Consider the following 23050-nt stretch of genomic DNA (forward strand, 5'->3'; position numbering starts at 1 on the left):
CGACTTCCCCCTAAAAACAATATATTGTGGTCAATATGTATCCTATCAATTCCAGGATGACGGGAGTATGAGAGAGATGCACAATTTATTATAAAATCGTCTGATTATGTTTTACCGCTGTGCTTCCTCAAGCCTTGGAAAGGCGATCGATACAACCACTCCTCCATTCTCTCCATCTTTAACGAGGATCTCATAATCATCGTTGAAGAACGCCGAGAACCGCTCTCTCACATTCCGGATCCCGTAACCTCCTTTGCGGCGATGGTTCTCTTTGTTCTGAGGAGCAAGCCCACTTCCGTCGTCGATAATCGTCATTCGGATCCGGCTGCCCTCTTCCTCAGCCTTAATTTGAATTCGGCCAGTTTGCCTTGAATTAAATCCATGAATGATTGAATTTTCGACGAAAGGCTGGAGCGTCATTTTGGGAATGAATAAGTTGCGGATTTCCTGGGAGGCATGCACCTCGTATTCCAGACCGTCTTCCCACCGGATCTGCTGGATTTCCAAATAGCATGCGACGTGAGTCAGCTCTTCTTCAATCGTAATAAAGCTTTCTCCATGCGATAATCCGATGCGGAACATGCGGCCCATCAGCTCCAGAATGCGGCTCATCTTCTCCTGTCCCTCCGCAATCGCCATCCAGTTCAGCTGGTCCAAGGTGTTATATAGAAAATGCGGATTAATATTGGCTTGGAGCGCTTCGATTTCCGCCTTCCGCTGCTGCTCGTAACGCTGCGCAAGGGATGCGTACAATGCCTGGATTCTCTCATTCAGTCTGCGAAACCCTGCAAACAGAATGCCGAATTCATTCGTATAATCACCGGCCAGCTCAGCTTGCCTCCCACCGACATCGTAATTCTTCATGGCTCTCACTAACTGGGCGATCGGCTTCAACAATTGTCTGCTTAACCAGAGCGTTAACAAGAAAGCCAGCAATAGGGCTCCGATGCCGATGGTAATAATGGCTCCAGCCAGCTTGACGCTGCCTGACGTAATTCGCTCCCAAGGGGTAATCTCCACCAGCATCCAGTTGGAGTCGGCGACTTTGGAATAGACGACCAGAGACTCGACGCCATGCTGCGTATGCAGCCGTGACACACCGGATTGGTCCGTGAACCGCAAATCCTGCTCCTGCAATCCGGCATCCCTCATTGATTTCCCGACGCTCAGCAGCTCCCTGCCGTTCAGATCCAGCAGCATCCGGTTCGAATCTTTAGAGTATCCTTCGAGAATCCCGCGGATCCAATCCGCTTTCACATGCACGACAAGAATACCCAAGTACCGGGAGTTGTTGTACACCTTGCGGGAAAAGCTGAGCACAGGCACGTTCCCATTATAGGTCGTTAAATCATGCTCCTCTGACCAGGAAAAGTCATTGTTCTGCAGCAAAGGATACCATGGCTTTGTCGCAGCCTCCGTTAATCCATGGAACTGAATATAGCTCTGCCGATCCCCCCACTCCGGCTGTTCCATATATAAATCGATGGCCTGAATTTGCGGAATCGAATAGGTTAGATGAGCCAGCGCTTCCTGTATGCCCTTGGACCTCCTGTAGTGGTTGAACTCATCTTCTTTTCCCGACAGAAACGTAAGTAAATCATTGTCCCTGGACGTGGTCAGCGAGATCTGCTCGATCGACGTCAGGCGGCCCGTAATTTCGTTGTTCAGCTCCTCGAGCAGTCTTTTTTGATAATACGACGTGTTTTCAGCCAATTCCCGCGAAGTCATGACATAACTGGTCCATACGGTGATCGCCAGCACAATCGTGATCAGCCCTGCAAAGCAAATAATAAACAGGGAATCGATCCGGTATCTTTTGAAGGGATTGATCATAATTCTCATCCTCCATGCTTTACATTCCTATCAGAAAAAAACATTGAAGCTGTGCGGCGTACCGCTGCCTCAATGTTTCCTCATTTTATAATATAACGGTAGAGCTAGCTACTACCCTTTTAGTCCTGTGGTAGCTACACCCTCCACAAAGTATTTCTGGGCAAAGATAAACAGCAATGTAGCCGGTAGAATGGATACGAGAGACATCGCCAGCAATTGTCCCCATTCCGCGCCGCCTTGCGAATCGTTAATCATCCGTAAAGCCAAGCCAACCGTATATTTGTCGACGGAATTAATGTACAGGAGATGGCCAAGGAAATCATCCCAGTTCCATAGGAAGCAGAAGATAATGACCGTCACGATGGAAGGCTTCATCAAGGGCATCACAATTCTCCAATAAATCCCGAACCAGCTGCATCCGTCGATCTTGGCCGATTCATCCAGCTCCCGCGGGATCCCGCGTATGAATTGAACGAGCAGGAAGACGAAGAAGGTTCCTCCCGCTCCTCCCGCTAATGCATGGGGCACGATAAACGGCAGGTAGGTGTTGACCCAACCAAATTGGTGGAACATCGCATATTGCGGAATGATGAGCACTTGGCCCGGCAGCATCAGCGTAAGCATGAGCAGCGAAAACCAGAAGCCTCGAAGCGGAAAGTCCAGCCTTGCAAATCCGAAGGCAACCAGCGTACAGGAAATCACCGTCACAATGATCACCGCAGTAATTAAATAGAACGTATTCAAATAGAAGTCGGTAAAGGTGAACCCCGGAACGGAATTCCATCCGTTGATGTAATTGGACCACTGCGGCACGGACGGGAAGATGGATGGGGAACTGAGCTCCTGGTTCGTTTTCAGCGAAGCGCCAATCCACCAAATGACCGGATAAACCATAATCAAGCTGAACATAATGAGGACCGAATGGCGGATCACGGGGTTCCATTTGCGTCTGGTCATTTTCCTTTCCCTCCTTGGCTCTCGGATTCGTAGAATACCCAGTATTTCGAAGTCAGGTTAATGATCACGGCCGCAGCCACAATCAAGATCAGCATGATCCAGGCCAAGGAAGAGGAATAGCCCAGCTGATAGCGGCTGAATGCCCGTTCATACAGGTATAACGCATAGACATAGGTAGAGTTCATCGGCCCGCCGCCGGTGATAACGTAAGCAGGCGTAAACATCTGGAAGGAGTTAATGACCCCCATGATGAGATTGAAAAATAACGTGGGTGACAGCATCGGAAGCGTGATTTTGAAAAATTGCTTTAGCTTGCCCGCGCCATCCACCGCGGAGGCTTCATACAGATCATTCGGAATCTGCTTCAGGCCCGCGAGGAAAATCACCATCGATGAACCGAATTGCCATACCGACAAGCCAATGAGAGACCATAATGCGGTATCCGGGTTCGTGACCCAGCCCGTTCCGGGAATTCCGAAGAATCCAAGCACTTGGTTGAAGAAGCCGTCCACGCCGAAAATATTTTTCCATAACAGGGAAACCGCGATGCTTGCCCCGATTAAGGAAGGGAAATAAATGGCCGTTCGATAGACGGATATCCCGCGCACGGCCTTTTTTAGCAGGAGAGCAACCATCAGCGCGGCAATTAGCTTCAGCGGCACCGAGGCGAGTACATAATAAAACGTGAGCTTGAGTGATTGGGCAAATTTGTCGTCCGCCGTAATGATGCGCTCGTAATTGTCTAAGCCGACCCACTCGATCGGCTTCATTAGCGTGTAGTTTGTGAAGGAATAGTACAGGGACAACAGCATCGGATAGGCTGTCAACGCCAGAAATCCGATCAGCCAAGGGGAAATAAACAGATAACCTGCAAGGGGAGAGTCCCAGCGCTTGCGAAATGGCTTTTTGCGAACAGGTATTTCGGATGCTAAAGATGTTGCTCGTTCCATGAATTCACTCTCCTTTTCCGTACCTTAAGTATAGAAGGAGAGCCGCCGGGAACTACATGAGACAATTGTTCAAAATCATTCAATATTTTCAGAATGTGTCGTCAGAAACGAAAAAACGGAATCAAGCTTTGCCGGATAATCCATCAAAAGATAAGTATAGTTTTATCAAACTATACTTACTTATAGAAGTTGGATGATCCTAATACGACCAAGAACCCCACCGCGTCGTAGCGAGTAATTCAATTTTATCTTGCGGGGTTAATTCTCCAGGTGCACTTGAACCAGCATAACTTAACAAAAAAACGCACCTCCCTATGGAGATGCGTTTTTCACTGAATTTCATATGCTGCAAACGGATGTACTATCAACTTGCCAGATTACTCCGGAATATTCCCGCCCGCCACGCGGTCGCCGGAATTGCCCGCCGGGTCGGTGACATTGTCATCTTCGCCGGCATGTATGATCAACGAGCGCCCCAGCACCGAGTTCGGCTGGTTCTTTTCCAGCGTGCCATGCTGAATGATCGTCTCCGCTTCCACGGTGCCGTCCGCGCCCACGACCAGGTTCGGCATGTCGCCGACATGGCTTCCTTGCGGATTCTCCAGGCCATGATGCTTGTGGGTCGGATTAAAATGCCCTCCGGCAGATTTAAAATCCGTTCCCTGTATCGCATTCTCATGCACATGGAACCCATGCTTGCCTGGAGTGAGGCCGGATGCGGTAATCTTCACCTTCACCCCGTCATGGATCTGCTCCAAGGTAGCGGAACCAACTGGCTCGCCCGCCGCATTGTACAGCTTGACTACAGGCTGCCCCAGGGATTCTTTCCTGGAAGCCTCGCCCCAGTACACGGGTTGGTTAACCGGATCTGAAACCATGCGAGCTGGCGAATCGCTGCTGTCGGTAGGAATCTTAGGATCCAAGGTCGCCGTCTCTTGTTCCGTAAATGGACCGTCGGCGGTGGCGTTGTCCTTGCCGTTAACGAAGTGGCTTATTTTAGACATCGTGTGTTGAATCGTATCTAAGGTGCCTTCTGGATTCGCAGCAGCGAACATAATCCCTATAATCAGCAGGGCTCCGGCAAGAAACGCTCCAGCCATATATTTTAACTTGTTGGTCAACTTTTTCACTTCATCGCCTCCTGAATGATGATATCATTCATCTCCCAATCCCCTGATTTTATACATCCAAGTCGTTATTTTATGGGATATGAGGCATTCAGTGTCGGTCAAAGAGAGGGGCTCGATAACGGCTTTAACGCCCCTCTGGCAAAATAAGCTCTCTCATCCGATCGGTATGTTTGGCGGAAACCACATATACATCTTCTCCCCATTCCTTGAACCCGTAGCTGAACACACTTTCCTGACCCTCTTCCCCCAACCACAGCTTGATGGCATGGATCGGAGATGGCTGGGCATAGACGACCATCACGTCGTAATCCGGGTCCGTTCGTTTGGCATTATCAGGCTGCTTGCGAGCGGTACGGATCGCTTCCTCAAACGCTCTTACATCTTTCGCTTCCTTAAAGGACAACAGTGTATCCCCATTCATCTCGTCCCATGTCTCGAACGTTGAAATCCGAATCTCGGCAACCTTTTCATCAAGTAGCTGCATCGTCTCCCAACCAGAGTCCTTATCACAGCCTACCAATAGAGCCGTCATGTAAAGCATCATGATCATGAGTAATCGCTTCATTAAACCGTCCTTCCTTATCTATGAAAAATATTATGGGATGATCCCATGCCGCTTCAGCTTGTCCATTAGCATGGTTCTGTACGTCTCTTGGTCATAAAGGGAGTTATTGATTAACTCCTTGTTCAGTTCGAGCTTGTCCAAGATCCTGTGCTCCAACTCGCGCCGGGCTTCCAATACTTGCAGAGTCCCTTCGACGCCTTCCAGACCGTGATGTTTGCCGTACCCCTGTCCAGTGTAGTAATGGGCGAACCCTGTGGACCATGCCTCCGGGCGTTCCCGGATGGCCTTGCGGAATGCGTATTCCAGGTCGTTCTGCTCAATGTAGAACAGGAGGGGATTTAGCGGAAGGACCGCTTTTTCCAGCCCCAGCACGTAGTCCGTCACTTGATCTTCCGGCGCATCATGCTTCACCATGCCGACGGTCACCGGATTCTGAATGAAACAGCACTCAAAAATCGTGACGGCAGGCTCATGCAGCGCCTGCTCGGCTAATGACCCCCACCGATCGGTGATGAGCCACCGGTTGAGGTCCAGCGGGAGCTCGTAAATATCCTTTTTAGCCAACGAATGATAAAGGTCATCCGGAAAAGAAGCGCCATATTCGTTCTTCAACTTCTGGTAGGGCAAGAGGTTCCAGCTGCCTTTTTGGACAGCCCGTTCGAGCATTATTTCTTTAAAAGGGCCTGCGACTTCCAGCAACTGCCCGAATTCCTCTTCCGTCAGACACGCGGTTCCCTCATAATCCGCCGGGTGGTCTGTATCCCCCTCCATCACCAGCCGGGACTCGATGTTGTGCTCGGAAAGAATGGCATGAATCATACGGGACGTCGTCGACTTGCCGAACCCCGGCAGGCCCTCAACCATGATTAATTTCGTCTTCATTTCAAATCCCCTTCAAATCTCAAAAAATGTTTGCAGCTTCATGTTATTCTGTGGGAGCCTGTGAATATCCTTTTCTCTATCTATTGATTAGACCCAAATTAAGGTATGATAATGTTACTACTTATAGAGAGGTGTTCATACATAAATGAAGAAGACTTTAGCCCTTTTGTTGATGCTCGCTATCTTAATTCTCCCGTCACAGGCTTATGCCGCCCCACCCTCCATGAAAATGTCGATCTCCGAGGTTAATAAGATCTACTTTGAGGATTACAACAAGAGGTTAAAGGAGGTTAAGTCTGCTATACGGACTTATAAAGCTCCTGTGTGCTCCGATGTAATCACTCTCACGAATCAATCCAAGCAGCTGACAACCAAGTACAACAACCTCAAGAAGTCCAAAGCCAGTAAAACGGAACTGAGTCAGATGAAGGCAACACTTGATAAGGCTAAGAAAAGTCTTAGTGACGCAAAGAAAGTCTGCAATAAGGAAACAGCGGAAACGAAAAAAGAACTCAATGGACAAGTTAAAGAAATTTCTTTAGCCAAAACTTCCGGAGTCAAGCTGAATGTCGACTCTTACAATAAAGGAACAATTACCAGCTCAACGTTCGATAAGGAAATACGCAGTATCGTGAAGCTTGTAGACGATGTTTTCACATACATTCTAGAAGATCTTGAGTAGAGCAAGCGGCAGGGTATAACCTGCCGTTTTTGTATTGAACATCGTTGAGCAAAATAAAAAACCGTAGACATTACCATCTACGGCCTTTCCTACACTAAACCTAACACCCTACTCCAAACTACTAAACTCATTCATACGCGCAAGTTTTACAAGATCAGACTTAGGCCATCCAATTTCTCTCGATTTCATCCTGCAATAATAACAAGAGCAATGAATCTTCCCCTTAGCAAACTCACCTGTAAACTTGGCATGCCAACCAAGCTGTTTAGCAAGCCTGCTCTTATGCTGGATCACTCTCCGTCGATGATGACGGTAGTACGAACGAGTACGATTTTTGACTTTGCTTTTCATTCCATCACGCCCCTTGGGAAAAGGCCCAGCCTGCAAAGGAGCCAAGAGGGTTATGCCATCCTCTACAGGCCGAGCGTGATGAAACTGTTAAGTTGCACGAACACCATGGATCACCTCAACGCGATGTGATTTCAACCTGTATTACTTTCTGACCAACTCCGCCACACTCTCCACATGCACCGTTTGCGGAAACCTCGTCATGAACCTGCTTCAAGATAGCGAAACCCACAAACTCGCTAGCCGCATTGAACAGCCTCACCAGAGAGATGCCTTCTAAGCTAGCGTCCTTGTTATGACAGAACATTCACCCATCAGGTCGTTACAATAAACCCTTCCGTTTGGTCCCCCATCAATTGAGGTCTTACATCCACAAACCCCTCGCTCGGCTTACGCAGGGCTTCCAAAACAACCTGCGCGTTATACCCGTCATGGAAATCATAGATGAGACCGGACTCTCCGTTTAGAATCTGAACGATTTGCTTCAGGATTGGCAGCGGGCTGATGACGTCGTCTACAGGTACTGGCTGCAGTTCGGTATCCCTGCCGCTTCGGTACAGGTTGCACCAGTTCTCCAATGCCAAAGTGCCTTCTTCACCGTGGACCACCAGGGAGACACGCTCCTCCCCTTCCCGTTGGTCGGTTCCCGACAGGCGAATCTCGATATCATGATGTAATCTGAGTACGGCCTGGACACGGCTTTCGGACTGATTCGAATCCGGCGGAAACTCGATCTCGCTCTTCACATGCGTAATCGGCCCGAACACCTGCTGGATCATCTGGATCCAGTGAATGCCGACCTCCAGCAGGTATCCGCCCTGCTGCCTTGACGTAATCCATGGATTCTGCTGCCAGGCCCTCGGCCACTGCGGAAACTCCAGGTACAGATCCATGCTTTGGATCCGGCCGATCGCCTGCTGCTCAAGCAATCCCCTCAGCTTCAGAACAGCCGGGTCGAGCGGAAGCGAGAAATGAACCGCATGGAGCACATCGGCCTTCTCGGCCAGTTCCACCAGACTCCGGGCTTCGGTCAAGCTATTGGCCAGCGGCTTCTCGCAGAAAACGTGGACGCCTTTTTCAAATGCGATCCGGGCCACGTCATAATGCAGGGACGGCGGAACCGCGATATACACCAGGTCAAGCGTCACCTCATCCAGCAGCTGGCGATAGTCGGTGTACAGCCTTGGATAAATCCCTGCTTCGGCAGCTTCACGATGCAAACTGGATTCATCACTGTCGCAAATGGCGACCAACTCGATCTTTTCCGTATATTGAGGCAGTAAGCGGTGAATCATATGCCGGCCCATATGCCCTAAGCCAATGACGGCCATTTTTTGTTTGTTCATTCTGTTCTCCTATTCCATTCGCGATTGAATTTTGCCATTGCATGCACGTCACCTATTATAGATCAAGGTGCTGCAGCCCGTACACTTTGATATACGATACTGTTCCGTTATTCCTTTGGATTCAAAGCGCAGGGCACTTTCTTTCTATGCTGGTAGTAAAATAATGCCCTTGTAGAATCAATAATAAAAAAATCAGTTATTTTTTGTCAGCCTTAAAATTCCCTCTTTCAAGGCAATCGTATCAGAACTTGCATTTATTATGTAAAAGTAATATTGCCCTGATTCCTCAATAGTTAAATTGTAATTCCCCTTTAATTGATCGAATTTTTGCGATGGATATAGAACGCCGTCTCTAACGTAACCAATTAATATATTTTGATTTTCGACTACCTCCGATTTATACTTTTCAAATTCATATTCTACAGAGTCACCCGCTTTTAGTTCCCACCCCGATCCATTAGTATCTGTTAAGACGTTTAATGAACCATTTACAGTAATTATCTCAGGGGAAATAAATACTCCGTTTTTTTCTTTTGTTTCTAACTCAAAAATTGAGGGAGGCATAAAATTTTCTTCCATTATCTTTGTGATAATCCGGTTCTCAGGAAGACCATTTCGTGTTCTATTCTTTAATTCCTCTGGTGAGTACTCGACTCCATTAGAATCAATATAAACCCCGTTTCGATATATCATATAATCGCCACTTGTTTCTTTTCCAATCAAATGCCGATTATAATCAGTTATTAACTCTGTTTCTTTTATTTCTTTAGGACTACAAGCAATGATTGTTGATAAACCAACAACGATTATACCGATACACAAACCCTTTTGGATTTTTTTAGAGTTATTACTGCTAAACACCATATATATGAATCACCTCTCGTTTAGACGTAATTACCAGACATGTTATATGTTAATTCTCTGGATAAGATACGCGGTTCCTTTGCTATTGACGAATAATCCATTATACTCTTCCTATATTTTTCTATATTATCCATCTATTATTGATAACACCAATTACAAGAGGTACGTTTGGTGTCTCTCTTTATTATTTTATTTTATTGAAATAGCCGGCTATGAATGAAGCACCCCAATCTGCATTGAATCAAATCAGATAGGAGGCTATGCTACCCATCGAGGACAGAGGAGTTTGGTTTGTGTTTAATGGAGAAGAAAATGAATCTTTTGTATAAAGAAGATGACGAGAAACAAAGCTCATTTTAATGTCCAAAGGCTAACCGCAGCTGGTGTGTAAATGAGTGTAGTTGATGGTTAATTCCTCATAAGTTCTCTTTGCTGTTAGACATGCGACTACACCCCAAGTAGTTATATCTACTAAAGCGATGATTATTAGGGATGTCAACGCATCGCCGCTAGATTTATAAAAAGCGCCACGTCTCATGAAAAAGGCGTGGCGCTTTCTTATGTCATGGTGTCACTCACAATCCCCTCATTTTATATCTAACAACCGATATTTTAGCGGCCTATAGTACTCGGTGCTTGCGGGCATCCATTTCACTCCACACCCTTCAACGATTCAATCATATGAATCCGCGTCACTTTTTTTCGAAGCATGAGGTTGGAGAGGAGGGTCAGGATGAACGCCAGCACAACCGATGCCAGCATAATCACAAGGTTTAATTGATCCGGAATTTGCTGATGCGTACTCGAAAGCGCCTGGATGATGATGGAATAGACATAACCGCTGATCGGCAGGGCGACAATGACCGCAAAAGCGGTTAGCAGCATGTTCTCAGAGAAGATTAGCCGGTTGATTTTACGTTTGGGATAGCCTAAGACCTTCAGGGTGGCAAGCTCACGGTTCCTTTCATAAATGTTGATGGAAGAGATCGTGTAGATGGCACCGAAGGACAGAATGACGGCACAGATGATAAACATGATGAAGATAAAGCTGTTTTGCTTCAGCATATACTGCGCTGATTTCTTGAGATCATCCTTGTCCGCAATGGCCTCCACCTGCGGGTCCTGTTCGAAGAAGCTGCGAACGCCCGCCAGATCGGCAGCGCTATAGACGCTCACTAACAGCGAGGATGGATCATAGTCGATACCCAAACTCTTCATATAGTTCGGTGTACTGTAGAACGACGGATTCGAGTATTGTGTGGAGATATCCAGAACCTTCATATCGACGATGGTTTGGTTAAGCTCCGGTGCGGTGAATTGAAGCTGGATCGTATCCCCTTCAGCAATATGATACTGATCCGCGTAAGATTTCGGTACCAACACGCCATGATCTTCTAACGATAGCCGATTGCCTTGTTCATCATAAAAGCGAATCAGCTCATTATCCTGCTCCGTTACCACGAGCGTAGCGTTTTCTTTGTTTTCCCCTTGGATGAGTTCCACAGGGTAGGTGGACAACCCATAATGGTCTGCAATGCCGGACGGCAGTGTTGCCCTATCCGGGAACGATCCGATCGCATAATCGACTCGTAAATCATACGTATTTACCTCTTCGATCTGGCCAGCTACCTTGAGCAGGGCCGTCTGCGTGCCGAAAGCCGTGATCAACAAAACCGTACTGACCACAACGCCAACGGAGCTCGCGAATGCTTTTTGTTTATTCAAGAAGATATTTCTTAGAATGATCTTGTTGCTGTAGGACAGCCGACTCCACATCCCTGGAATGTTCTCGATGAGCAGCTTCTTCATCTTCTTGGGCGGTTTCGGACGCATCGCCTGCGCAGCACGTTCTTGCAAGATCGCTCTGCCGCTGAAATAGCAGGACAACATGCCAAACGCACTGGAGCAAATCATTGGAGGTAGGAGCGTAAAGAACGAAAGGGTGAACGTCAGGTCAGGCAGGGAGTAGGATCTTCCAATCGACGTCGTAATGAGTGGAATGAACAGGGCGGCGGCGATGGCATAACCCAAGATGGAGCCGATGACGCCTGCCAGCACGGCGTAACCCATGTAATGCAGCATGATGCTTCTTTTTTTCACCCCTAAAGCTTTCATAATGCCCACTTGGTTTCGCTGGGAATCGATAATCCTCGACATGATCAGAAACAGGATCACCGCTTCAATCAAAAAGAGAACGATCGGGATCACCCTGCTCATCAGCTTGTTATTATGAATCGTTTGCTGGGTCTGGGAATGGTTGAAGGTCCGTTCTTTGCTAACCTGGCTTATATAAGGGAGTGACTGGGAATGTGCTTCAATGGCCTGGCCTAACTGGTCCATGTCGTAACCGTCCTTGGCATCAATCAGGATCTCATTGTAGAACATGCCGCCAGCGATTTCAGGAATGGTCTCTTCGGGGATATAAGCGATTCCATAAGCTTGGTGGTCCTGGGTTTCGTTCTTCTTGGCATGCTCGACATTCTCATTCAAGCCGCTGATCGTGAACGTCATGTCCTTGTCATTCACACGGAGGAGGATGGAATTACCAACACGGTAATGATGCGCTTCGGCATAGTGGGAGTCCAACAGGATCTCATTCGGCCCTGCTGGCATCCTGCCCTCCATCATCCTGGACGTGTTGATTGTATTAGGTACGGGGATCGAATGCACCGTTAATGAAGCCTTATCATCCTCAAAAGCCTGTTCGGCCTGGACGGTATAACGCCCTTCGATATGTTGAATGCCATCAATGCTTTGTAAATCCGCCACATCCTCTGCGGAAATTTGACTGTAATAGACGTTCAAGTCGCTTAGATTATGTTCTTGAAAATACCCCTTCGTATAGCCGCTAAGATTGTCGCTCAAGGTGACCAGCCCCGTGTAGAAAAAAGCTCCCACCGCGATGACCAAAACTATGGCTATGAATTGTCCTACCGACTGTTTCATGTCCCTTAATAATTTTAACGCTAAAATCTTCATCACCACTCGATCCCTTCAACGCTTTGTTTGTGCTCATTGATCGTGATGCTCTCGATCTTCCCGCTCTTGACGCGGATCACTTTATCCGCCATCGGCGCGATGGCCGAGTTATGGGTGACCAGCACGACGCATGTCTTCGTTTCCTGGTTCAAATCTTGAAGAAGCTTTAAGACCGACTTTCCTGTCACATAATCCAGAGCACCGGTGGGTTCGTCGCAGAGGAGCAGCGCGGGATTCTTGGCAACCGCTCTTGCGATCGCAACTCTTTGCTGTTCGCCGCCAGAGAGCTGGGAAGGGAAGTTCTTCAAACGATCCGATAGTCCAACCTTATGTAAAATATCTCGTGCATCCAGATGGTCCTTACATACCTCTGTCGCAAATTCCACGTTCTCCAGCGCATTCAAATTCGGAATCAGGTTATAGAATTGAAATACGAAGCCAACCTGCTCGCCGCGGTATTCGGTTAATCTCTTCTCGCTCCATCCCGTAATCTCTTGATCTCCAACAAACACTTGTCCCGAGGTTGCCGTATCCATCCCGCCGAGAATGTTCAAAATCGTGCTTTTCCCTGCCCCGCTAGCCCCTAGGATCACGACGAATTCCCCCTCTAATATGGAGAAGTCAACGCCCGCAAGGGCTTGAATCGTCACTTCGCCGATTGGATAGGCCTTGGTTACCTTTTTGAATTCGATTAACGTTGTCACTTCGTACATCTCCCCGTATTGGATTTTCAGTTGGCCTTGATGCGTTTAATCTCATCATTACACCTTACAGTACAAGAGACACCCGACACGCGATGTATTCCATCATCAGCCTCAGGAAGGATTTCGCTTTAGCGACTGCAAAGGGAACGCGATGACTGACTCCGGACGCAATTTTCCAAAAGGAAGAAAAACAAAAAGACCGCCATCCAACTGTGGGATAGCGGTCTGTTCCTGCGTACGATACCTGATCTTGTCTAAAATGGAACTGATTTAACTTAAAAGCGTTTCTGAAGCCAGCGTAAAACCTTCAATCGCGACATCTTCGTCGACTTCAATCATGATGTTGCGTTTGCCTTGGAAATTAACCTGTTTGACATATCTTAAATCCTGCGGGCTCACCGAAATCGTAGCTACCTTGGTTTCGATCTTGATGGATTTGGTAGTATACTTCGGCATTACGCTGGTTGCTTTCATCTCATAGTTCTTGTTGTCCACGATGGTTTCGAATGCCCGCTCCACCTTCTCGGTCGTCACGTCCTCTACGCCGCTTGCGTTCAGTACGCGCTCCAGATCTTTATAATCCAGCTTCGGAGGTTCTTCCTCCTTCGTCTCTTCGTTCATTTCGATCACCCGGTTGATTTCCTCGTACACCTGGGCAATGGTGGCTGAATCGAGCTGTTCGCCGGCCACTTCCTTGACGATATCCTCGAAGATCGCCCGCTCTTCAAGTGCCGTCACGGATCGTTCTCCGTTCAAGACCTGCTCGACAAAATGCGGATCCGGAAAATTCGATTTTCCCGTACAATACAATATACGATTCACATCGGAATAATTGTCCGTCACGCTAGGGTACAGGAATCCTTGCTCTGGCGCGCTTAACTTGATAATCGGATCTACAATGACGTTGTACTTGAACTCCCGCTCCACATAATCGAATAAGAGCGTCTTCCGTTGTTTCTCCGTAGAATTCACGCTGCATAAAATGAACGGATGGGCGAACACCTCATTCTTCTCGCTCTCTTCCGCTTCATCGTTTCTCGCCTTGGTCGGCAAATAATACTGTCCCCGAACGAACGTGACCACCATATCCCGCTCATATTGGGCATCCTTCAGCATTCGATCCACCAGCATCAGCATCAAGTCCTGCCATTCTTCCGGATCACCCGACACGAGCGCTTGGTGAAGCATGACCTGCGCCGGTTCCTCCGCTGCTTCCTGGAACCTCAATTCGAACAATTTTTGATCCAGCTCGCCGGTCAGCAGTTTTTTGAAATTTCCCATGTATAACTCTTGCTTCTCCCGGTCCACCAGCTCGAACGGCAGGCGCTCCCAGTGATAGATTTCATTCGTTTCCTTCGTAATATAGACATTGAGAATATCGTAAATATTCATTAAATCGTGATCCAGCTTAAATTGCTTGCGTATATTGGCGACTTCTTTTTTGTTCATATCCGATTCGGCAGCTCCTTCAATATAATCTGGCTTAATTAGTATAAATTATTGGAACGCAAATTGGTAAGTGATCTTGGCTTGCATTGTTTCCCTGTGGCCCTGATCTTTTATTGTGGCATATTTAAATACCTGAGTCGAGTCATTTCCTAGTGGGAGCCCCATACCAAAAAGAGATATCCTTACTCGAAGGATACCTCTTCTGATACTTGAACATATTCATTCAAACAATCTTTGATGTTTATGGAAAAATCGATAAAAGAATCGTACATGGTCCAGCTCAAACCATTCGGCCGTTTGCAACATCTTGGCATCGAGATTGTAGATCTTCGCATGAAGCGTACCCAGGACAAAGGGAGAATGCGTAGCAATAATAAACTGACTGTCAAAATAACGCGCCAAATCGTTCATTTGCTCGGCCAGCTTGATTTGATTCGCCGGAGAAAGCGACGTTTCCGGTTCATCCAATAAATAAAGTTTCCCGGGAAGCAAATATTCCTCAAAAAACTGCATCGAGCTTTCCCCGTTCGAATACTTCTCCTGAGCGAATTGAATGATGTCCATCTTCTTCTTGAATTCATACGACTGCTCCAGCTCTTCTACCTCGGCCTTGCTCTTTCCCTGAACGAGCTGCTCATGCAGCAGCCCTTCGCGAAGCACGCTTTCCTGCTGTATTTTCTTGATTTCATACAACAGATCCTCCGACTTGATGTACCGGCTCCCGTCGGGAAGCTTATATAGGGGACGCTCCTGATCATCATGCCCGAGTTGATAGCTGCTTTCCTCGATAAACCGCTGCGCGTAAGCGTTGTGACCATAGCTTGTCATTCGCTCAGCGCCCGCGATACCCAATTTGTTGGCGATCAGATTCAGCAAGGTGGACTTGCCGGAGCCGTTACTGCCGTATAATACCGTGATTCGATCAAACAGCAGAACTTCCCCTGCCATGTGCCTGAACACATGATCGGGATATATATTCGGGTTGCTGGAAATGGTAGAAGAGAGTTTGAAGTTACTTAAATATAGCATCGTCTCGCTCCCCTCTCGGAAAATGAAAATGATTCAAGTTTGATATTCGTACCTGGCCATTCTATGGATGCAACCATCCGATCTTTCTATTCAAGAACGGTCCAAATATCCAGTGCCGTCAGACGAATCGCCTCAAACTCATGATTCCGGTACGCCCTCAAACGGTCGGTACAAGCCCTCGCTCCTGAATAAGGATTCGCAAATTGTCCGCATTGCATCTTGTTTCTTCCGCAGGATAGAGCAATAGCGACAGGACCTATCCTAGCAATTCTTTAGCTCCGTTCATCACTAAGGGCATAGTCTGTTTAACGAATGATTCCGCACTTATTAGATGCCCCTCTTTGTTCCAAGCGTAGGCCGCCCCATACATCCCCCAACTTAACATGTTAGTAGCTGTATTTATTAAGAATTGCGCGTTTGGACTCGACAGCATCTTGTCTTTGTCTATAAAGGAAAGAAGTATCGTTTGAATTTTTTCCTTTATTTGAATTTCGAATACAGCCCCAAGCGATGTATACCTTCTTTTGCACATAGTGCTTAGACTCTTGTGAAAATCGCATACCCCCAGAAAAATACTCTGAATGGTTTCTTCATTTAATACTTCGTGACCGCTTATTCTACGATTTATGATTGTCATAAAGGATTCCATTAGTCTGGCCTCTAGAATTTCGAATTTATCTACAAAGTGCGCATAAAAAGTCGCTCTGTTAACAGTAGCCCGCTCTGCAATATCCCTAACGGTTATCGATTCAAAGTCTTTTTCTTGAATTAACGAAGCAAAAGCGTCCTGAAGGAGTCGCCGTGTACGTATCACACGAGGATCAGCTTCATTTTTTTTAATTGTCATGGTTTTGATCTCCCCAATAAAACGACATTATAGAAGTAGTGTTGCCTATACAACGGTTTATGGTTATTGATGATTGCGTACCATTCTGTTGTTATCATAACATATAAATACAACAGGTGTTGTTCAAACAACTAATGTTGTATTGAAACAAAATGCAGAATACCGCTTTTCCAAAAGGAGGAGAGAACCATGTCGGTTTCACAACCGTCACTAACGATGGAGCACCAACTTTTTTTGATGTTATTCGGAAACGTCGGTCGGTTCGTAGCTATGATCCCGAGATCAAGATTTCGCGGGAGGAATTGACCGAGATATTGAGGCAAGCCACGCTGGCCCCATCAGCCGCTAACCTGCAGCCGTGGCGGTTTCTCGTTATCGATTCGCCGGCGCTGAAGCAGAAGCTGCTTCCGATCGCATTCAATCAACAGCAATTGGTCGAGGCTTCGGCTGTCATTGCGGTACTCGGAGATTTGGAGTGATATAAATTGGCCGAGAAAATTTACGGAAAGGCGGTCGATGCGGGTTACATGTCTGCAAAGACGGCAAAATCGTTCGTGGAACGCTACGTTCCGATTATGCTGATCGCCATCGGCAAGGAGGCGAAGCCCGGTCATCCGACGGTGAGGCTGGCAGTCGATGATGTAGCTTTCTTTAACGAAATGCCTAAGGAATAACAAAATTGTGGCACCCGCATAATCAACGGCGAGCTAAGGTATTTTACAGGTTCTACGCATCAGATTCTAACAAGGCGTCGTACAGCTATATTAGCTGGATGGTGCTAGATTCGATTTGGCGAAGGCGCAGATTATGTTTGATGGAGATCCTGCCTAAATATGAGTATATGCTGATATATGCATAAATTGTGGTTTATATTTTTATTTCAATATTTTCAAAACATCGTTATTTAAACACATCAGGAGAGTGAATTATGAATAGCACATGGAAGGTTTACGTTCTAGCCTTGGTCAGCTTTTTAGTTGGAACATCCAATTACATCATTTCGGGGGTATTGGACCGGATCGCAGAGACGATGGGAACAAGTGTTGCGGCAGCAGGCCAGCTCATTACGGTTTATTCCCTGGCCTATGCGGTCGGCACACCTATTTTAATGGCGCTGACGGCCAAAATGGACCGGCGTAAGCTTTTACTTTATTCGCTGGGCCTCTTTATTATCGCAAATCTGCTGACATTTATATTGTCCGGCTTCGGTCTCTTCATTGCCGCCAGAATCATTACGGCGTTAGGCGCCGGGGTGGTCACCGTTAACGCGCTCAGTATCGCCGCCAAAATCGCTCCGCCAGGCAAGCAAGCCAGCGCCATCGCCAACGTTACCATGGGCATTACCGCATCGCTCATCATCGGCGTCCCACTCGGCAGAATGGTAGCCTCGGCTTTTGGCTGGAAAGCGGTATTTCTGGCCATCGCAATTGTCGGGGTTATCGCCATGCTTGTCATTTCTGCGGTTTTTCCACGTTTGCAGGGCGACAAGCCTGTCCCTTTGATTAAACAATTTGCTTTGTTAAAAAAACCTCAGGTTTTGGTTGCTTTAGCGATTACTTTTTTCTGGTTGGGCGGATATTCCCTCGCCTATACTTACATCTCCCCTTTTCTGCTAGAGGTGACTCATTTAAATGAATCATTGATTAGCGCAGCTCTGTTCGTGTTCGGCATTGCCAGTTTGATTGGCTCGAAAGTCGGCGGCTACAGCGCGGATAAACGGGGCATTATATTCACGCTCGTTTCAGGGATGGTGCTTCATGTCATTTCGTTGATTTTGCTATCCTTAGTCGGACAGTCGATCATTGCCGTATTCGCCATTTTGATCCTCTGGTCTTTTGCCGCCTGGTCATCCGCTCCGGCGCAGCAATTTAACCTGGTCTCGCTTGTTCCTGAATCCTCGGGCGTCATGCTAAGCTTGAACAGTTCCATGATGCAACTTGCCATGGCTGTTGGCGCAGGAATCGGCGGGCTGATCGTTAACCGTGTTTCTTTGGCATCCATTACCTGGTTCGGGGTATTCGGCGTTCTCATGGCCATCATTGCCGTGTTTGTATTGTCCAGCATGGCATCACGGCATTCGGCGGTGCAGACAGCGGATTAACGGTATGCTAAACATGGAATATTTGATAAAGGACTCTGCTCACTAAGTTGATCTTTCGGATCTTATCCATTCTTAACAAAAAACAGTCCTCAAATGAACTGCACCCCATTTGTGAGACGCAACAAAATCATCCTGCTCAGAATATAATTGGAGGTATGACTCATGCAGACCAGAAATGATCGTTTGATCACATTGAACAACTAGGGACCATCCAAAAAAATACGGCGACCTCTCCCCTGATTGAATTCCGGGAGAAGGTCGCCGTTTATATTAATATCTCGTTGTATTGTCTAGCTACCCCAGTATTGCTTGGCAATCCGTTGACCTTGATCGATTTTTGCCCATTGCTCTGCTTCGCTTAGCTCGTTCCCGCCATCGCAGGATGCAAAGCCGCATTGATGCGAGAGCAGCAGACGATCCTTATCAATGATTTTGGATGCTTCGTCAAGCAGACGGATGACGCGTGCTTCATCATCCAGCGTATTGGTTTTGGAAGACAGCAGGCCCAGAACAATCTCCGTTTCCGGTCTGTCCTTGAATACCTCCAGTGCTTCAATCGAACCCGCACGATCATCATCCCATTCCAGGAAAAAGCGATCATATTTCAATTGCTTCAGGAACAGGTTGGCGATTTTCGCATAAGATCCACCGCCCATGTTGCGGGAATCATAGTTCCCGCGGCAGTTGTGTGTCCACATTTTCAAGCCGAGGCTATGACCGAAGTCAATCACCGTATTGTTAATCTCAATAAATTCGGTGGCGAGACCCTGAACCTCTGCTTGATTAATATGCTCCCCTGTAAACGGAGAGTTCGGGTTGTCGTCTGCAAACAGCTCCCACAAGCAATCATCGAACTGAAGAATTTTGCCGCCTGCCGCAGCGAATTCCTCCACGAATTCCTTATACGCGCTCACAAGGCCCGCCTTGAGCTCTTGTTTGTTCTGATAAACCGCATCCGTGCCGCCAATGTTATCCGACCAGGAAAGTTCACCATAGATATGGGAAGGAGACGGTACGCAAAGCTTCGTTGGCTGATCGCCAGCCGTTTCTTGCAGCTGTTTGAACAACTTAATGAAATGATGATTCTTTCCGCTCAGTTTGCCTGTAATGCGCAGGCCGATATCTTTGCGTGTTTCATATTTCGAGGTTCCGTCCACATCCCGGAAAAAGTAGCCATGGTCCGCGATATAACGCTGGGCTCCGTCAAAGCCCCATACAAAATCCAGATGCCACATCGATTTGGAGAATTCGCCGTCCGTAACAACCGACAGGTTATGCTCGATTTCCTTTTTCACGACCTGTTTGATCGCCTCGGTCTCGCACTCGGCATACCCTTCGAAATTTTCATAGAACGGATACTGGATATCATCACGATGTTCAATTTGCGTTTTATATTTCAGCAGCTCTTCGGGCCGCAACAAACTTCCTACGATCTGGAACTTGTCAGTCATGTACATAACCCCCTCGTTGTATAGCGATATCATATCACGACGAGCAGAGTTATAAGGCATACCAAAATCTCATAACTAGTTATAGCTAAAAGCTATAGCAAGCATGACGGCTGAGATTGTCCAAAAGAAAAAACACAGCCAAGTCGGCCATGTCTTCCAAAAGTGTTATTTGTTCTCCTGAAGCGCTGGTGTTCTCCAGCCTGTCCATTTAATTTCCTCATTCATCTGCCTCATCAGAATGCTTGCTTCCAAACTCATCGAGCAGCGCACGTACTTCACTTGTTGACTTTGCGTTCATTAAGTGATTTCGGAGTTCGCTTGCCCCTCGGAATCCACGGACATAGATTTTGAAGAAGCGGACAAGTGCGCTGAAGGAGCGCCGCATCTGTGCCGAATATTGATCATGAAGATCCAGATGCAGCCGCAGCAGACCAAGCAATTCCGCACTGCTATGATCCTTCGGCTCCTTCTCAAAAGCGAATGGATTATGGAAAATCCCGCGCCCGATCATAATGCCATCCACACCGTATTGTTCAGCGAGCTTCAGGCCGGTCTGACGGTCAGGAATATCCCCGTTAATGGTCAGCAGTGTATCGGGCGCCACCTCATCGCGAAGCTTCTTAATCTCCGGAATCAGTTCCCAATGCGCGTCGACCTTGCTCATTTCCTCTCTTGTCCGCAGATGAATGGACAGATTCACAATGTCTTGCTTCAAAATATGGGTCAACCAGTCGCGCCATTCGTCTACCGCGGTGAAACCGAGCCTTGTTTTTACACTGACGGGCAATCCCCCGGCTTTGGCCGCCTGGATAATGTCCGCTGCAATGTCGGGACGGCAGATCAGCCCGCTTCCCTTCCCATTCTCCGCTACATTCGCTACAGGACAACCCATATTAATATCGATGCCTTTAAACCCTTCCTTCGCCATGCCGATACTCATCTGACGAAAGTATTCCGGCTTATCTCCCCAGATATGGGCTACCATCGGCTGTTCATCCTCTGTAAAAGTCAAACGTCCGCGCACACTGTGGTTCCCATCCGGGTGGCAATAGCTCTCGGTATTCGCAAACTCCGTAAAAAACACATCCGGTCTGGCTGCTTCGCTTACGACATGGCGAAACACAACATCCGTCACATCTTCCATGGGCGCCAGTATAAAGAAAGGCCGTGGTAAATCACGCCAAAAATTGTCTTTCATATTAAAAACTCCTCTATACATACCAGGACAAATCTTTATCCCGAAATAGTAAATACAACCTGTTCAGGTCCTTGCTTTTCCTTCACTTATAGCATGTTTAAGCAGCTTAATCAAACGGCAGTTTATGTTATATCGCAGACACTTCAATGACTATATCATAATCCAGAGAGGAGCATACTCCCCATAAATTCGAAAAAAGGAGGGGCGATCGCTAGAACAAGGGCTTTAATTTCGTCCGGTTCCGTTGGCAACGAACTAAAAAGCCGTCCCGCACTGATGATTAGGGTTCGATTGCCATGACCGCTCCCCCTCCATGATGCTTTAGAACAGCCAGTTGCAACTTTGGTAGAATGATGATCGTCTATTCTATGTGCTTCCCCTAAGGGGCATGAACTTGAATCGGTTTTTGGATTCGATAACCACTTAAAAATAAATATATTCATAAAATTCCCATACGTTTCAACTGATGGATACTGTAATATGGATAAGTGCTTTAAGAGATACGTATTTTTGGCAACTCGGATGGTGGATACGGAAAATTATGATGTATACGGATTGGTTTTATTGGCTGTTCGTGTTCGTGGCTGTTGTCACGTATCACCTCATGCCGCATCGTCTCAGACCTTGGGTGCTCTTCGCCTCAGGCGTCGCATTTTACTACAATTATGCAGGTGCTTACCTGTTCCTGTTGCTTGCGGAAGTTATCATCGCGATTATTGTCGTGAAATCTGCAGCGAAATGGAGCAGGCGATGGATTTATCCCGCAGGTATCGTTACCGCCATTCTGGTCCTTGGTTATTTCAAGTACACGAATATGATGCTGGATACGCTACATAATCTATTTGCTTTTGTTCATCAGCCCTTCTTGCCTAAGGCAGAGCAGATTGTGCTCCCGCTCGGCATTTCCTACTTTACGTTCGAGCTGATTCATTACTTGGTTGAACGCAAACGCGGAACGCTGCCGGAGCATCGGCCGGAAGGTCTGTTGTCGTTCATTTTCTTCTTCCCGTCGATGGTGGCGGGCCCAATTAAGCAATTTCAGATGTTTCATCCGCAGCTAACATCGAGATTTCACTTGGACCACATGCTGATCGGAGTCGCCCGAATCGGGTGTGGCCTTTTCAAAAAGCTCGTCCTCGCCGGATCCATTGATATGCTGGCGCAGCCCGTCTACTCAGCATCCGGCATAGCTGAGGCAGATACCGCCAGACTCTGGATTTCGCTTGTCGCCTATACGTTCGTCATCTATTTTGATTTTTCTGGCTATTCAGACATTGCCATCGGGACAGCTCGCTTGTTCGGCATTGTCATCCCGGAGAACTTCCGCTTCCCTTATTTGGCCCGCAGCATAGCCGAGTTCTGGAACCGTTGGCACATTTCCCTCGGTTCATGGCTGACCCGCTATGTTTATTTTCCCCTCGGGGGAAGCCGTGTTCCTGCTCCCCGGGTCTATTTCAATCTGATGGCGACGATGACTGTCTCCGGCCTCTGGCACGGAGCCGCCTGGAATTTCGTCATTTGGGGCATGTTCCATGGCGTGATGCTGTGCATTCATCGCTATTATGTGAAGCAGCTAAAGCCTGCATTAAAGCCTGTTCCGAAATGGCTGAAGCCGGTAACGGTCACCGTCGCGATGTTGATCACGTTCTTCGGTGTAACGATCAGCCGCGTATTTTTCATATTGCCGATCGCAGACGGATGGGATTTAATGCTCCGGCTGCTTGGTATGCGATAA

General features: G+C 47.4%; 18 protein-coding genes and 1 pseudogene. 4 read left to right on the top strand and 15 right to left on the bottom strand.

The features are described from left to right. Positions 1 to 111: 111 nt before the first annotated feature. The 6 genes from JNUCC32_RS20190 to JNUCC32_RS20215 all read right to left on the bottom strand — a co-directional run bounded on the left by JNUCC32_RS20190 (position 112) and on the right by JNUCC32_RS20215 (position 6317). Complete coding sequence (locus JNUCC32_RS20190) at positions 112 to 1833, bottom strand: cache domain-containing sensor histidine kinase (RefSeq protein ID WP_192569644.1); 1722 nt, start codon at positions 1831 to 1833, stop codon at positions 112 to 114. 111 nt (positions 1834 to 1944) lie between these two features. After that, the gene (locus JNUCC32_RS20195) at positions 1945 to 2790 is read right to left on the bottom strand and encodes a carbohydrate ABC transporter permease (RefSeq protein WP_036661820.1); all 846 of its coding nucleotides are present in this window, start codon (positions 2788 to 2790) and stop codon (positions 1945 to 1947) included. After that, positions 2787 to 3740, bottom strand: a complete 954-nt coding sequence (locus JNUCC32_RS20200; protein ID WP_012819174.1) for a carbohydrate ABC transporter permease — start codon at positions 3738 to 3740, stop codon at positions 2787 to 2789. The genes JNUCC32_RS20195 and JNUCC32_RS20200 overlap by 4 nt, the downstream gene beginning before the upstream one ends. Positions 3741 to 4117: 377 nt before the next feature. Continuing rightward, positions 4118 to 4870, bottom strand: a complete 753-nt coding sequence (locus tag JNUCC32_RS20205) for a superoxide dismutase family protein (protein WP_192569645.1) — start codon at positions 4868 to 4870, stop codon at positions 4118 to 4120. A gap of 124 nt (positions 4871 to 4994) precedes the next feature. Next, positions 4995 to 5435 (bottom strand): YhfM domain-containing protein, encoded by a 441-nt coding sequence (locus JNUCC32_RS20210; RefSeq protein ID WP_192569646.1) that lies wholly within the window; start codon positions 5433 to 5435, stop codon positions 4995 to 4997. A 30-nt stretch (positions 5436 to 5465) separates the two neighbouring features. Further along, complete coding sequence (locus JNUCC32_RS20215; RefSeq protein WP_192569647.1) at positions 5466 to 6317, bottom strand: P-loop NTPase family protein; 852 nt, start codon at positions 6315 to 6317, stop codon at positions 5466 to 5468. A 145-nt stretch (positions 6318 to 6462) separates the two neighbouring features. Between JNUCC32_RS20215 and JNUCC32_RS20220 the strand changes: the two genes are divergently transcribed. Further along, positions 6463 to 6999: a hypothetical protein gene (locus tag JNUCC32_RS20220; protein ID WP_145039055.1), complete on the top strand. Its 537-nt coding sequence runs from the start codon at positions 6463 to 6465 to the stop codon at positions 6997 to 6999. A 662-nt stretch (positions 7000 to 7661) separates the two neighbouring features. On the opposite strand, the gene JNUCC32_RS20225 is transcribed toward JNUCC32_RS20220, so the two are convergent. The 7 genes from JNUCC32_RS20225 to JNUCC32_RS20255 all read right to left on the bottom strand — a co-directional run bounded on the left by JNUCC32_RS20225 (position 7662) and on the right by JNUCC32_RS20255 (position 16565). After that, a complete protein-coding gene (locus tag JNUCC32_RS20225; RefSeq protein ID WP_192569648.1) occupies positions 7662 to 8693 on the bottom strand; it encodes a Gfo/Idh/MocA family protein in 1032 nt (343 codons plus the stop codon). Between the two features lie 192 nt (positions 8694 to 8885). Next, complete coding sequence (locus tag JNUCC32_RS20230) at positions 8886 to 9557, bottom strand: hypothetical protein (RefSeq protein ID WP_192569649.1); 672 nt, start codon at positions 9555 to 9557, stop codon at positions 8886 to 8888. A gap of 651 nt (positions 9558 to 10208) precedes the next feature. Then, positions 10209 to 12536 (bottom strand): ABC transporter permease, encoded by a 2328-nt coding sequence (locus JNUCC32_RS20235; RefSeq protein ID WP_192572705.1) that lies wholly within the window; start codon positions 12534 to 12536, stop codon positions 10209 to 10211. Then, positions 12536 to 13240, bottom strand: coding sequence for an ABC transporter ATP-binding protein (locus JNUCC32_RS20240; protein WP_323373363.1), 705 nt, complete (start codon positions 13238 to 13240; stop codon positions 12536 to 12538). Before JNUCC32_RS20240 ends, JNUCC32_RS20235 begins: the two co-directional genes overlap by 1 nt. Before the next feature lie 270 nt (positions 13241 to 13510). After that, positions 13511 to 14689, bottom strand: a complete 1179-nt coding sequence (locus JNUCC32_RS20245; RefSeq protein ID WP_192569651.1) for a DUF4317 domain-containing protein — start codon at positions 14687 to 14689, stop codon at positions 13511 to 13513. Positions 14690 to 14908: 219 nt separating this feature from the next. Further along, entirely contained in the window at positions 14909 to 15718 is an 810-nt protein-coding gene (locus JNUCC32_RS20250; protein ID WP_192569652.1) for an AAA family ATPase, read from the bottom strand. Between the two features lie 256 nt (positions 15719 to 15974). After that, a complete protein-coding gene (locus JNUCC32_RS20255) occupies positions 15975 to 16565 on the bottom strand; it encodes a TetR/AcrR family transcriptional regulator (protein ID WP_192569653.1) in 591 nt (196 codons plus the stop codon). Positions 16566 to 16754: 189 nt separating this feature from the next. On the opposite strand from JNUCC32_RS20255, the pseudogene JNUCC32_RS20260 reads away from it, so the two are divergent. Next, positions 16755 to 17239, top strand: a pseudogene (locus JNUCC32_RS20260) (nitroreductase family protein). Positions 17240 to 17493: 254 nt separating this feature from the next. Beyond that, positions 17494 to 18666, top strand: coding sequence for an MFS transporter (locus JNUCC32_RS20265; RefSeq protein ID WP_192569654.1), 1173 nt, complete (start codon positions 17494 to 17496; stop codon positions 18664 to 18666). 290 nt (positions 18667 to 18956) lie between these two features. Here the strand turns inward: JNUCC32_RS20265 and JNUCC32_RS20270 are convergent, their stop codons facing one another. Beyond that, the gene (locus JNUCC32_RS20270; protein ID WP_192569655.1) at positions 18957 to 20117 is read right to left on the bottom strand and encodes a cobalamin-independent methionine synthase II family protein; all 1161 of its coding nucleotides are present in this window, start codon (positions 20115 to 20117) and stop codon (positions 18957 to 18959) included. 217 nt (positions 20118 to 20334) lie between these two features. Next, positions 20335 to 21315 (bottom strand): tRNA dihydrouridine synthase, encoded by a 981-nt coding sequence (locus JNUCC32_RS20275; protein ID WP_192569656.1) that lies wholly within the window; start codon positions 21313 to 21315, stop codon positions 20335 to 20337. A 541-nt stretch (positions 21316 to 21856) separates the two neighbouring features. Between JNUCC32_RS20275 and JNUCC32_RS20280 the strand changes: the two genes are divergently transcribed. Then, on the top strand, positions 21857 to 23050 hold the full coding sequence (locus JNUCC32_RS20280) for an MBOAT family O-acyltransferase (protein WP_192569657.1): 1194 nt from the start codon (positions 21857 to 21859) through the stop codon (positions 23048 to 23050).

This window comes from Paenibacillus sp. JNUCC32 (genome assembly GCF_014863545.1).
GTDB classification, from domain to species: Bacteria; Bacillota; Bacilli; order Paenibacillales; family Paenibacillaceae; genus Paenibacillus_AQ; species Paenibacillus_AQ lautus_A.